Annotated in this window: 15 protein-coding genes; 8 read left to right on the forward strand and 7 right to left on the reverse strand. The window is 63.9% G+C overall.

Translation table 11 applies throughout. The annotated features are described in order from the left end of the window. Window positions 1-74 precede the first annotated feature (74 nt). The 3 genes from K2Y56_RS09425 to K2Y56_RS09435 all read right to left on the reverse strand — a co-directional run bounded on the left by K2Y56_RS09425 (window position 75) and on the right by K2Y56_RS09435 (window position 1,876). Entirely contained in the window at window positions 75-530 is a 456-nt protein-coding gene (locus K2Y56_RS09425; protein WP_292507116.1) for a type II toxin-antitoxin system RatA family toxin, read from the reverse strand. A gap of 6 nt (window positions 531-536) precedes the next feature. After that, window positions 537-1,499, reverse strand: a complete 963-nt coding sequence (gene lipA / locus K2Y56_RS09430; protein WP_292507117.1) for a lipoyl synthase — start codon at window positions 1,497-1,499, stop codon at window positions 537-539. A gap of 95 nt (window positions 1,500-1,594) precedes the next feature. After that, window positions 1,595-1,876, reverse strand: a complete 282-nt coding sequence (locus tag K2Y56_RS09435; protein ID WP_292507118.1) for a GlsB/YeaQ/YmgE family stress response membrane protein — start codon at window positions 1,874-1,876, stop codon at window positions 1,595-1,597. Window positions 1,877-2,273: 397 nt separating this feature from the next. Between K2Y56_RS09435 and K2Y56_RS09440 the strand changes: the two genes are divergently transcribed. The 4 genes from K2Y56_RS09440 to K2Y56_RS09455 all read left to right on the forward strand — a co-directional run bounded on the left by K2Y56_RS09440 (window position 2,274) and on the right by K2Y56_RS09455 (window position 5,894). Next, window positions 2,274-3,485 carry an SDR family oxidoreductase gene (locus tag K2Y56_RS09440; protein WP_292507119.1) on the forward strand — a complete coding sequence of 404 codons (1,212 nt, stop codon included), beginning with the start codon at window positions 2,274-2,276 and terminating at the stop codon, window positions 3,483-3,485. Between the two features lie 101 nt (window positions 3,486-3,586). Next, the gene (locus K2Y56_RS09445; RefSeq protein ID WP_292507120.1) at window positions 3,587-4,933 is read left to right on the forward strand and encodes a sorbosone dehydrogenase family protein; all 1,347 of its coding nucleotides are present in this window, start codon (window positions 3,587-3,589) and stop codon (window positions 4,931-4,933) included. Between the two features lie 44 nt (window positions 4,934-4,977). Further along, a complete protein-coding gene (locus K2Y56_RS09450) occupies window positions 4,978-5,337 on the forward strand; it encodes a hypothetical protein (RefSeq protein ID WP_292507121.1) in 360 nt (119 codons plus the stop codon). Then, on the forward strand, window positions 5,334-5,894 hold the full coding sequence (locus K2Y56_RS09455; RefSeq protein ID WP_292507122.1) for a DUF6680 family protein: 561 nt from the start codon (window positions 5,334-5,336) through the stop codon (window positions 5,892-5,894). The genes K2Y56_RS09450 and K2Y56_RS09455 overlap by 4 nt, the downstream gene beginning before the upstream one ends. A 67-nt stretch (window positions 5,895-5,961) precedes the next feature. Here the strand turns inward: K2Y56_RS09455 and K2Y56_RS09460 are convergent, their stop codons facing one another. After that, window positions 5,962-6,303: a helix-turn-helix domain-containing protein gene (locus K2Y56_RS09460; protein ID WP_292507123.1), complete on the reverse strand. Its 342-nt coding sequence runs from the start codon at window positions 6,301-6,303 to the stop codon at window positions 5,962-5,964. Next, a complete protein-coding gene (locus K2Y56_RS09465) occupies window positions 6,300-6,593 on the reverse strand; it encodes a BrnT family toxin (protein WP_292507124.1) in 294 nt (97 codons plus the stop codon). The genes K2Y56_RS09460 and K2Y56_RS09465 overlap by 4 nt, the downstream gene beginning before the upstream one ends. A gap of 146 nt (window positions 6,594-6,739) precedes the next feature. Here K2Y56_RS09465 and K2Y56_RS09470 point away from each other — a divergent pair, with 146 nt between their 5' ends. The 3 genes from K2Y56_RS09470 to K2Y56_RS09480 all read left to right on the forward strand — a co-directional run bounded on the left by K2Y56_RS09470 (window position 6,740) and on the right by K2Y56_RS09480 (window position 7,914). Continuing rightward, window positions 6,740-7,015: a hypothetical protein gene (locus tag K2Y56_RS09470; protein ID WP_292507125.1), complete on the forward strand. Its 276-nt coding sequence runs from the start codon at window positions 6,740-6,742 to the stop codon at window positions 7,013-7,015. Window positions 7,016-7,170: 155 nt separating this feature from the next. Continuing rightward, window positions 7,171-7,422: a hypothetical protein gene (locus K2Y56_RS09475; RefSeq protein ID WP_292507126.1), complete on the forward strand. Its 252-nt coding sequence runs from the start codon at window positions 7,171-7,173 to the stop codon at window positions 7,420-7,422. Window positions 7,423-7,632: 210 nt separating this feature from the next. Then, a complete protein-coding gene (locus tag K2Y56_RS09480; protein WP_292507127.1) occupies window positions 7,633-7,914 on the forward strand; it encodes a hypothetical protein in 282 nt (93 codons plus the stop codon). Window positions 7,915-8,235: 321 nt separating this feature from the next. Here K2Y56_RS09480 and K2Y56_RS09485 read toward each other — a convergent pair whose 3' ends face one another. Beyond that, on the reverse strand, window positions 8,236-8,463 hold the full coding sequence (locus K2Y56_RS09485; RefSeq protein WP_292507128.1) for a hypothetical protein: 228 nt from the start codon (window positions 8,461-8,463) through the stop codon (window positions 8,236-8,238). Between the two features lie 150 nt (window positions 8,464-8,613). Further along, window positions 8,614-8,865, reverse strand: a complete 252-nt coding sequence (locus K2Y56_RS09490; protein ID WP_292507129.1) for a hypothetical protein — start codon at window positions 8,863-8,865, stop codon at window positions 8,614-8,616. A 598-nt stretch (window positions 8,866-9,463) separates the two neighbouring features. Here K2Y56_RS09490 and K2Y56_RS09495 point away from each other — a divergent pair. Continuing rightward, window positions 9,464-10,831: a pilus assembly protein TadG-related protein gene (locus K2Y56_RS09495; RefSeq protein WP_292507130.1), complete on the forward strand. Its 1,368-nt coding sequence runs from the start codon at window positions 9,464-9,466 to the stop codon at window positions 10,829-10,831. The last annotated feature ends 516 nt before the right edge of the window (window positions 10,832-11,347 follow it).

Raw genomic sequence — 11,347 nt, forward strand, 5'->3', positions numbered from 1 at the left:
GAAGCTGGGCCGGCGAGTCCCCCCGACCCGCAACGGGAAGGAGTGAGCCCGTCCGGACCTGGCATCGACGGTGCTCACGCCGCGCCGTAGACCCGGTTCGCCCTCGCCTCGAAGGCGTCGGTGAACTTGCGGAAGGCGCGGTCGAACATCGTGCCCATGAGGAGGCCCAGCGTCCGGCTCTTGAATTCGTAGGTGATGAAGAAGTTCACCGCGCAGGCGCCGCCCTCGGCCTCCTCGAAGGACCAGCGATTCTCCAGGTGCCGGAACGGCCCGTCGATGTATTCGGCCACGATGCGGCGGCCCGTCGGATCGAGGGTGACGCGGGTGGTGAAGCGCTCGTGGATGGCCTTGTAGCCGACCGCCATCTCGGCGACGCAGATCTCTGTCGCGTCCGGCCCCGGCTGGCGGCGCAGGACGCGCAGCGACTCGCAGAGCGGCAGGAATTCGGGGTAGCGCTCGATGTCGGCCACGAGGTCGTACATCTGCTGCGCCGAGTGGCGCACGGTGCGGGTGATCCGGAAGGAGGGCATCGGGACTCAGGCGGTGTGAAGCTGAGCGAGGCGCGCCGCCTTCAGCCTTGAGAAATCCTCGCCGGCATGGTGCGAGGAGCGGGTCAGGGGGGTCGCCGAGACGAGGAGGAACCCCTTGGCATAGGCGGTGGTCTCGAAGCCCTTGAACTCGTCGGGCGGTACGAAGCGGATCACCTCGTGGTGCTTCTTCGTCGGCTGCAGGTACTGGCCGATGGTGAGGAAGTCGACATCGGCCGAGCGCAGGTCGTCCATGAGCTGCAGCACCTCGTGGCGCTCCTCGCCGAGACCCACCATGATGCCGGACTTGGTGAAGATGGCGGCGTCGAGCTCCTTCACCCGCTGCAGCAGCCGCACCGAGTGGAAATAGCGCGCGCCGGGGCGCACCGTGAGATACCGGCCCGGCACGGTCTCGAGGTTGTGGTTGAACACGTCGGGGCGGGCGGCGACCACGACTTCGAGGGCGCCGTCCTTGCGCAGGAAGTCGGGCGTCAGGATCTCGATGGTGGTCGAGGGGCTGAGCCGGCGTATCGCCCGGATGGTGCGGGCGAAATGCTCGGCGCCGCCATCCGCGAGGTCGTCGCGGTCCACCGAGGTGATGACGACGTGGTGGAGCCCGAGCTTGGCCACGGCCTCGGCCACCTTCTCGGGCTCGGCCTCATCGAGGCCCTCGGGGAGGCCGGTCCGGACGTTGCAGAAGGCGCAGGCCCGCGTGCAGGTGTCGCCCATGATCATGAAGGTGGCGTGCCGCTTCTCCCAGCACTCGCCGATATTGGGGCAGCCCGCCTCCTCGCAGACGGTGACGAGGCCGTTCTCGCGCACGATCCTGGCGGTCTCGGCCCAGGCCGCCGAGCCGGGCGCCTTGACCCTGATCCAGTCGGGCTTGCGCTGCACCGGCGTGTCGGGGCGGCGCGCCTTCTCGGGATGGCGCGGCCGGCGATCGTTGCTGAGAAGGTCGAGGACGAGCGCCATGCCACCCACTTGCGGGCGCGGGGATCGTGCGCCCATCCGCATCAGTTAAGGCTTCGGGCGCGTCCCCGCAAACCCGGCGTGACCCGGCGCCGCGCTCAATATCGCCCGCGTATGGCCCGGTAGATCGTGATGATCAGGATCGCCCCCAAGGTGGCCGAGAGGAGATTGCGCCAGAAGCCATAGATCGGGATGTTGAGCTTCTGGGCGAGATAGTTGCCGATGAGGCCGCCGAGGATGCCCATGACGATGTTGGCGAAGAGGCCCATCTCGGCGGAGGTGAATTTCTCGGCGAGCCAGCCGGCCAGCGCCCCCACGAGGATCGCCATGAAGAAGCCCATGCCGGGTTGTCCGAGCGCGCCGTAAACCTGTCCGTCCATGTCCCGAGCCTCCCGCCCGGCTCGCTCCGGGCAGAAGCGACTTATCGTCGGCTCGCGGCGGGTCGCAAGGGGGCTCTCCCCGACCGAAATCCGATCGCCGGAATCTTTCTTCCGGCAGCGCGCGCAAACACGAAACGGTGTGTCGGTGTCGTCGTCTCGAGAGGCGAGCGCATTATAATGCCTTGGTTGACTACCGACGGGCCGCAGCAAGGCAATGATGACTATTTCTAGTATTATTCTATCAACGATATTGGAATTTTATCGAGACGTGGCCTGGTCGCAACGCTGCGTACTTTTTAGCACATAACAATTGTGAAGATGTTGATAACCCTTTGTTTACCCTCTTGTTACGCTGCAACGCAGTGGCATGGTGGGCTGGCGATTGGGAGTGTCCACGGTGAGCCGAATCCTTCTGACGGGCGCGACCGGATTGATCGGGGGCGCCGTGCTCCACCGGGCACTGACGAGCGGGCAAGCGAGAGACCGGGACCATGAATGGGTCTGCCTGGTCCGGGCCCCTGACGCGGAGGCCGGGCGCCAGCGCATCGCCGCCCGGCTCGGTCGCTTCACCAACCCGCTGACGGCCCAGCGCCTTGCCCAGAGGGTGGAGGTCGTTGCGGGAGACTTCACCCAGGCCGACCAGATCGCCAACCCGCGGCTCGATTCGATCAATCAGGTGCTGCATCTGGCCGCCGACACCTCGTGGTGGGCGCAGGAGAAAGTGCATAAGACCAACCACGACGGCACCTTGGCCCTGGCCCGACGCGCCTCGCGGATGAAGGGCCTGACCCGCTTCCTTCATGTCAGCACCGCGATGATCTGCGGCGGCGAGCCGCCCCACCTCGTCGACGAGACGCTCTATCCCCGGCCCGAGACCAACCACCTCGTCCATTACAGCGCGTCGAAATCGGTGGCCGAGATGTCGCTGGCGGCGCAGTTCGCCGACCTGCCGCTGGTGGTGGCGCGTCCCTCGATCGTCGTCGGGCACTCCACCCTCGGCGCCCGCCCGGGCGCCAGCATCCTCTGGGTGGTGCGGGCCTGCGACAAGCTCCGCCTGCTCTCCTGCGATCCCGAGGGCGCCATCGACATCGTACCGAACGACTGGGTCGCCGACACCCTGGTGGCGATGCTCGACCGGCCCGAGCTCTCCCACAAGGTCTACCACCTCTCCGGCGGGCAGGAGCATTGCACACGCTGGGACGCCCTCGCCCGCGCCTTCGAGGCGGCCGATCCCGAAGGCGGCGAGCGCCGTTACGAGCGCTTCGAGGCCACCGACCGCGCCCTGCTCCAGGAGCGCTTCGGTGCGGTGTTCGGCCTCGACGAGGCGATCAAGGTCGCGATGATGCGGGCACTGCAGGCCTACTACAAGTTCTGCGCCCTCAACGTGACCTTCTCGAACCAGCGTCTCATCTCCGACGGTTTCGCGCCGCCCCCTGCCCTGCCGACCTATCTCGGCCGCTGCCTCGAGACCTCGAGCGAGATCGTCGACCAGTTCCACGAGGATTTCGGCAACTACGCCCCCGGCCAGGCGCCGCGGCGCGAGGCGCCCGCGCGCAGGGGCCCGGCCCGCCGGGTCGCCGCGCAGGCCCCGCTCACCAAGACGGGCTGAACGACACGCCGACGCGGGCGAAGCGAGGCCGGGAGCCAAACCCGGCCTCCCGGCTTATCTCGACGACGGACGCCTGATCGGGCGCCAGCGGAGAGACGCCCATGCGCACCGGAACGAAAATCGGCCTGTCGGCCCTGGCGGTTGTCCTGCTCGGCGGGGCGGCCTTCATCCGCTTCATCGTCTATCCGGAGAGCGCCAGCCTCGAGGTGGCACAGGGCACCGGCGCGAACCCGACGCTGCCCAAGCCCAACCCGACGATCATGCCGACGGTGAACATCGCCCGCGTCAAACGCTGGACCAATGGCGCCAAGCCGCAGGCCGCGCAGGGGCTGCAGGTCGCGGTCTATGCCGAAGGGTTCGACCATCCCCGCTGGATGCACCTTCTGCCCAACGGCGACGTGCTGGTGGCGGAGGCCAACAAGCCGAAGACCGACGACCCCTCCACCGGCATCGCCGACTGGGTCGCCGACAAGGTGAAAAGCATGGCCGGGGCCGGCGTACCGAGTCCGGACCGTATCGTGCTCCTGCGCGACAAGGACGGCGACGGCACGGCCGAGGAGCGGCACGTCTTCCTGAAAGGCCTGCATTCGCCCTTCGGCATGGCGCTGGTCGGGGGCGACCTCTATGTCGCCAATGCCGACGCATTGGTGAAGGTGCCCTATCAGGCGGGCCAGACCGAGGTCACCGCGACGCCCGAGAAGGTCGTCGACCTGCCCGCCGGCATCAACCACCACTGGACCAAGAACGTCATCGCGAGCCCGGACGGCCAAAAGCTCTTCATTACCGTCGGGTCGAACAGCAATGTGGGCGAGAACGGCTTGGAGCTCGAGAAGGGCCGCGCCGCGATCTGGGAATACACGATTCCCGCCAAAGGCATGCGCGAATACGCGACGGGCCTGCGCAACCCCAACGGCCTCGCCTTCGAGCCCAAGACCGGCGCCCTCTGGACGGCGGTGAACGAGCGCGACGAAATCGGCAGCGATCTCGTGCCCGACTACGTCACCTCCGTGCAGGAGGGCGGCTTCTACGGCTGGCCCTACGCCTATTGGGGAAAGCATGTCGACGAGCGTGTGCAGCCGCCCCGGCCCGACCTCGTCGCCAAATCGATCACGCCGGACTACGCGGTGGGCACCCACACCGCCTCGCTCGGCATCGCCTTCTCGATGGGCTCGCAGTTGCCGGAGGCCTGGAAGAACGGCCTGTTCGTGGCCCAGCACGGATCATGGAACCGCCGCCCGAAGAGCGGCTACAAGGTGATCTACGTCCCCTTCCAGGACGGCAAGCCGGCAGGCCAGCCGGTGGACGCGCTCACGGGCTTCCTCAACGGGGACGAGAAGGCGCTGGGGCGCCCGGTGGGCGTGATCCTCGACAAGACGGGCGCGTTGCTGGTCAGCGATGATGTGGGGAAGGTGATTTGGCGGGTTAGTGGGGTGAGCGGGACGCAGTGAATATGCCCGCTTCAGAAGAAATTGTTCATAGCGGATATCTATACATGTCCACTCAATTCGACGGATTCTATGCTGGATACCTATCTTCCATATCAGAAAATGCCTTGACACTTTTGATTTTTAAAAGTGGCGTAGTAGCTGGTACGGACGGGTCGGCGGATTATGATGGTGCTTACAAATTGATCACTCTCAATCAAACGATCAGTTTGAATATAAATGTATTTGTGCATCAATCCGGAACTACTATTCTTGGGCAAACGGTTGGACCGGAAGGACTGAGATTTACAGTTGATATACACCTTCCAACAGATTTTATGGTCCGAGACTTTATTGAAATTAAAACCCAGTTTGGACCAATAAACGCTAGATTCAAGAAAATTCGTAATTTGGGTAGTCTAGAATGATCGACGCCAGTGTAATTGCAGCGTTTCTGAGCTTTTTGGCAACTGTGTTTGCGGCGTATGCTACTTGGAAAGGTCCAGTCAACGCAGCGAAATTGGCCGAAACGATGAGGAAAGACGCAGAACAAAAAAGCGAAGTTCGCAGATTAAAAAATCTTGTCTTCTACTCTTTGATGCAAGAACGATCAACTTTATATTCGATTGATGGCGTCAGGGCTCTAAATCTAATAGACGTTGCTTTCATTGACAACAAAGAGGTAAGGGAATGTTGGGTTGATCTTCATAGTTCGTTTAATGCATCAAATAACTTGAACCAATTTAGTCAAGACGAGAGATTAAAAGCTCTTCTGAAAGCGATTGCTAAGGATTTGAATTTGGTTGAACATCTTCGATCTGATGACTTTTCCCGTGTATACTATCCTAATGCGTTAGCACAGGAAAACGCTATTAAAAATCTTGAAAGGGACGCGGCTTTCACAAGATTATCAGGGCAATCTGCGTCTACGAACACCGTGGACCAATATAAATCGCCTTTTCCTCCGCGACCTGCCCCTGAGTAAACGTGAAATAGTATTTTTAAAACAACGACTTTACACCAGTTTAGTTTTACGCATCTGTAAAAGTATTTCAAGTTTCATTCGAAATACGCAGTGCCCCAAGCGCAATCTCAGGATTCGTCTGCACAATCGTCAGCAGTGACCGCGCGGCCGGATCGAGGGCAACCCGCCCCTGCTCCCAATTCCGCCACGTCCCGACAGGAATGCGCAAGGCGTCAGCCATCTCCTGCTGCGTCAAGGCCAGCCTGATGCGCAGTGCCTTCGGCGGCACGACCTCCCGCACGGTCTCGGGTAGGAACATGTCGCCATAACCGTCCTCGGCTTTATGGCGGCGGATATCCTCGTCGGTGGTCGCGTCGAGCTTCGCCCGATCGACGGTCGAGGCGCGCGTCCGAAGATCGTTCAGGCTCATCTTTGCCATAACAGGCGCTCCTCCCTGTCGGACGACCAAGCCGTGATGATCCGGCGCACGGTTCCGCGGTCCGTGTAGACCACCGTATAGAAATCACCGTCGAACTCGCCGACCGCGATCATGCGGACCTCACCGCCGTAATCGCGCGTGTCCTGCCATTCGACGGTCCTGCCGAGGAAGACGCCGATCGCGTCGGCGAAGCCGAAACCCCGCACCGCCTGGACGACCTCGTCCTTGTCGTCGTCCCAATCGAACTCCGTCGGGGAATATGCGCTAGCAGCGTATTTCACGCAAGGCTGCCCTGAGGGTGTTCTACCACTTCGGTATGAACACACGCGCAGGCTGTTCCCCCTACCGCTCTCTGCTGCGCCGGAACGCCGCATCCCGAGGCTGCGTTGACGTCCGCGTGCGAACGCCACCATCAGGGAGAGAAACAATGAACGTCAAAACGCTCCTCGTCGCCGGCACGATCGTCCTCGGCTCCGTCGCCGTCGCGGCGGCCGGCGGTTCCGGGACCAGCCGGTCGGGCACCTCGAACAGCACGGGCGCGAGCGATGCCGGGTCGGGCTCCTCGCCGGGTGCTGCGGGTAGCGGACCCTCGACGGGCAACACGAGCCGTTCGGGAACCACGAACAGCACGGGCGCCAACGATGCCGGCTCGGGCTCCTCGCCGGGCGCGTCGGGCAAGGGCGCCCCTGCGCCGACCCGCTAGCCGGGTGCCGAGGCGTGAGGCCGGGCCGACGCGAGCCTCTGCCTCACGCTTCACGAGGGACGCCCGGACCGGGCTCGGCCGGGGATGCCGTTCCTCATGCCAACGGAAACATCCGCGTCACTCCCGGTGTTGCCTCTCGTAACATAGGAGCCACCATGAAGACGCTGATCCTCTCCACCTGTGCCCTGGCACTCTCCTCCTTCTTCCTCGTCCAGATGAGCACGGAGGCCGATGCGCGCTCTCGCACCAAGAAGCGCGGCATGGGCGTGACAAGCAGCCAGAACGTCACCGGCGGTCGCAGAAGCATCGGCGATTCGGCCGTGGGCGGTAATCTCAACCAACCTTCGCGCGGCGGCCGCAGCACCGGAAGCACCGGCGGCGCGAGTGGCTCCGCCGGGGGATCGTAACGTTCCCCGGCAGGTTCCGCGCCTGCCTGAGGGCGTTCGATGAAGTGACGATCGCGGCGTCGTCGGCGCGGCCGATAGAGGGCAATGGCGAGCCGAAAAGCATCTGCCATTGCCGCAACAGCGAGGGACGGGCCGCGCGGTCTTCGGCTGTCCGCAACGGAAGCCGAGAACCGCCGTCCTAGGCTCTCGCCTGATGGTCCGGAGGACAGCATGAGGACGTTGATTGCTCTGTCGGCCCTGGCGATGCTGTTCGGCACGCCTGCCCTCGCCCAGCACGGGACGCCGTCGCCTGCATCGCGGGGTCCCGTCGATCCTGGCGAAACCTCAGCGCCCGGCCAAGCCAATGCCAGCGGTTGCGACCGGAACGTCGCTGTCGCCCCCGGCCCGACCGCCTCGCCCTCCGATCGTACCGGCTCGGTTGCGGGATGCCAGCCGAGGGAGCCGTCGCATCCGGTGGCACCGGGCAAAGGCAGCGGTGCCGCCCGTCAGTGATTCAGGCGCGACACGGCCGGTTCGGGATCGAGCAGCGCCCCGCCTGCCGGCTTCTCATGTGTCACGACCGGATCGCGGGCGACGAGAACCTCCCGACGCACGAGCGTCCATCGAGCACGCTCGGTGCCCGCCGCCCTGGCGTCACGGTGGCGATCCAGATTAGCGAAGCCGGGCAGACAATCCGCGCGCGGCGCCCCAGCATCACGGTATTTGTCGTGAGAAGCCCATCATCGCCGCATGAGCCAGCGACGGGCTACCCGAGAGAGAGTACAGGCGCCTGATCTGCCTGGGTTGCATGGCCGCGCCAACCTCGATGCCGTATCACACCAGAATGTCGACGGCCCGCTTCTGCGACGCCGGAAGCGGAATCTCGCTCTCCGCTTCCCGCGTTTCGGCATCCACCGACCTGCCGATCTCCACGGTGATGCTCCGCTTTGCGCCCCCCGCGCCTTGGACGTTCTCGTCGCGGGCGGTCTCGTTCCTCGCCGACTGCAGCATCTCTGTCGCCCTTACGAGGCCGACGGCATTGATGGACATGGTGATCGTCATGATCGGATCCCCCTTCATGGGTATCTCACCATGGCGGGACTGAAGCGGAGATTTCGCAAAACGCTCGAATTGCCGGGATCTGCAATCCAGTTGCGTGAGTCGTGTCAGGATTTTGCGAAGCCGCGAGATGTGCCGGTTGGGCCAACGACCCTATCGGTCGCAGCCGATGCAAATATCCCGCACGACCCGCTGACGCATCGGGCCGGTGCGCTGGTTCGGAAGCTCGCCGCCGAGAACCTCCGCGCGAGGGCGGGATGGCGGGACGTTTCGCTCGACGACGGGCGCCGGCCGACCCGCAGGCGCCTCCCCGCCGGGTGTCAGCGCCATGTGCTGTGCCGAGGCCGGCGCGCCACCGAGGGCGAGGCCGAGCAGTGCAGCCGGAAAGGCAGTCCGGAAGGCCAAGGACGTCTCCTCGCTTACCCGACGTGACCCGCTGGGCGATAGGCCTTCGGCAGCCTGCGCGATGCAGCGGGTCGGGCGCCTCCTTACGAAACGATCCGACCCGCCGGCGAGATCCCGATCGCCTTATGGGGGCGGAAGGCGACCGGGTGACGCGGGGACGAGTTTCATGCGGCGACTTTGCCGGAATGTGTCCATCGGGCAGAGCCAACCCTTGCCGTGTGGCGCCGCACGTAGGGACGCTGCTCACGGTTCGGCGCGAGCCCGCGGCTCCAGAGAGGGCCGTCGCGCAGGTCGTCCGGGTTCACGGCGGACCGCCGGCTTGCAACTCCGGTGGCGTGTCGGCCGAATGATCAGATGGCGGAGCAAGCGTCACCGTCGGTCGCGGCATCGTCTAGCGTCGGGAGTGAACCAGGCGACCTCATGCACGCCTTACGATGGCACGGACATCCCGAGACATCGACAGTGCGAAAATAACAAAAGCTAATCAACACGATCGAGTAATTTTCGACAAATGCGGTGATGTCCTCGAGTTCAGCCGAAAGGATTCAGAACTCGGAAAGAGCTGCGCTCGCATCGTCCTGATGCGGGAGTAAAGCGTATGTATCGACAATGGCAGACATTGAGAGAGAACAGCCAGGGCAACGTCCTACTGCTGTTCGCGTTGCTCCTGCCGATCCTGATGGCGGCGAGCGCGGCAGCCCTCGACTACGGCGCGGTCGTCAAGCGGCGAGGGGAATTGCAGCGCGCCGCCGACACCGGCAGCATCTCGGGCGTGAACACATTTAAGCTCGCCAATGCCGACGACGCGGCCGCCATTCGCGCGGCCGTCTCGGTGACGACGTCGCAGGCAGCCGCGCAGGCGCCCCAGGGGACTTCCACCCGCGTCTCGGCCGAGGTCCTGGGCAACCATTCGAGCGTCCGGGTCAACGTGAGCGAGACCGTTCCGCTCACCTTCGCCAAGCTGCTGCCCATCCCCGAGATCGTCCTGACCGTCAATGCCACCGCCAAGCTGGTAGGCACGACGCGACTGTGCCTGCTGGCGCTCGATACGAAAGCCAAGAAAGCCTTCAGCGCGGAAAAGAACGCTCGGCTCGCAGCCCCGGACTGCTCGATCTACTCCAACTCGAAGAGCCAAGAGGGCATCAGCGCCGGTGATGGTGCCGTTGCCACTGCGCTGACGATGTGTTCGGCTGGCGGTTACAAGGGCACCAGCATGAACTTCGTGCCCCCTCCTGCAACCGACTGTCCGCCGCTCAAGGATCCGCTGGCTAGCCGGGCGTCGCCGCCTATCGGATCCTGTATCGTCCTTGGCGGTTCGGCCAACGTGAACGCCGCCGATCCGACGAAGCCGGTCAAGATTGTGAAGGGTGTCTACACGCTGGATCCTGGCACGTATTGCAACGGCCTGGAGATCACGGACGGCGCGCTCGTGACATTGCGGCCGGGCGTCTATGTGATGTTGAACGGCGCCCTGGTGGTCAAGAAGAAGGCCGCGATGGCGGGCGAGAACGTTGGCTTCTTCTTTACCGGGGACAAGGGCGGCTTATTGTTCGACAAGGACAGCATCATCAGCCTGACCGCACCTAAGGACGGTCCGATGGCAAGCCTGCTCTTCTTCGAGCAGCGATCTGTCGTCAGTCCGGCCGCTCCCCCGGAACCCGATGGCCTACTGGGCACTGTGCCTGTACCTCCTGCACCGCCGACGGACACGCCTCTGCGTCAGTACCGGATCATCAGCGACAATGCCCGCATGCTTCTCGGCACAATCTATCTGCCGGCAGGCCGTCTTGTCATCGATGCGAAGAACCCTGTCGCCGATCAGTCCGCCTACACCGTTGTCGTAGCGCGGCTGGTCAATCTGTACGAGGGGCCCAACCTCATCCTCAACGCACGCTACGGCAGCAGCGACATCCCGTTGCCGGAGGGTGTCGGACCAAGTTCGGCCGATACGATCCTCTCGCATTGAACGGTGTCAGCCGTTCGCCTTGCAACAGCTTGAGGAGGGGTTGGATCAAACCGTCTGACGGGTATCGGACGCGAAAGAGTTTCGGGGACCACTTTTACCGGGTGCGCGTCTGAGATCGCAGAGCAGGCAACGACACCCTTCACCGTGTCGTCGGCCTCTGGGTGGGCCGAGACCTCGGCATCTCCATCGGAACCTTTCACGGCTGCGGGCAGAGTGAGATCGTAGCCGCCGGCGAGGGGACGGACGGTCGAGCCGCTTCTTGCAGGCTTTGGTTCAACCGCATCGTGGAGACATTGAGCCGTCCCACCCGCAGCCTCGACAAACGCACTCGTCATTGGTCGGTCGGGCATTTGCTGCTGCTCTCCGCAGCGTGCCCCGGCGTGACTGTCACAAGCCACCTGCGACATCCGCAATGTAAACCTGAACCATTCATCGGCGGGGCGGCGCGTGAGACGCCCGCAGCATCACGCGACACGGCATGCCTCGCGCCGCCTCAACTAAAGGTGCCTGATCAAT

This window comes from Methylobacterium sp., assembly GCF_019745455.1.
In the GTDB taxonomy this organism is placed as follows: Bacteria; Pseudomonadota; Alphaproteobacteria; order Rhizobiales; family Beijerinckiaceae; genus Methylobacterium.

Coding starts and splice junctions, on each gene's coding strand:
- K2Y56_RS09425 (WP_292507116.1), bottom strand. CDS start 530: ATGCCCTCCTTCCGGATCACCCGCACCGTGCGCCACTCGGCGCAGCAG.
- lipA (WP_292507117.1), bottom strand. CDS start 1,499: ATGGCGCTCGTCCTCGACCTTCTCAGCAACGATCGCCGGCCGCGCCAT.
- K2Y56_RS09435 (WP_292507118.1), bottom strand. CDS start 1,876: ATGGACGGACAGGTTTACGGCGCGCTCGGACAACCCGGCATGGGCTTC.
- K2Y56_RS09445 (WP_292507120.1), top strand. CDS start 3,587: ATGCGCACCGGAACGAAAATCGGCCTGTCGGCCCTGGCGGTTGTCCTG.
- K2Y56_RS09450 (WP_292507121.1), top strand. CDS start 4,978: ATGTCCACTCAATTCGACGGATTCTATGCTGGATACCTATCTTCCATA.
- K2Y56_RS09455 (WP_292507122.1), top strand. CDS start 5,334: ATGATCGACGCCAGTGTAATTGCAGCGTTTCTGAGCTTTTTGGCAACT.
- K2Y56_RS09460 (WP_292507123.1), bottom strand. CDS start 6,303: ATGAGCCTGAACGATCTTCGGACGCGCGCCTCGACCGTCGATCGGGCG.
- K2Y56_RS09470 (WP_292507125.1), top strand. CDS start 6,740: ATGAACGTCAAAACGCTCCTCGTCGCCGGCACGATCGTCCTCGGCTCC.
- K2Y56_RS09475 (WP_292507126.1), top strand. CDS start 7,171: ATGAAGACGCTGATCCTCTCCACCTGTGCCCTGGCACTCTCCTCCTTC.
- K2Y56_RS09480 (WP_292507127.1), top strand. CDS start 7,633: ATGAGGACGTTGATTGCTCTGTCGGCCCTGGCGATGCTGTTCGGCACG.
- K2Y56_RS09485 (WP_292507128.1), bottom strand. CDS start 8,463: ATGACGATCACCATGTCCATCAATGCCGTCGGCCTCGTAAGGGCGACA.
- K2Y56_RS09495 (WP_292507130.1), top strand. CDS start 9,464: ATGTATCGACAATGGCAGACATTGAGAGAGAACAGCCAGGGCAACGTC.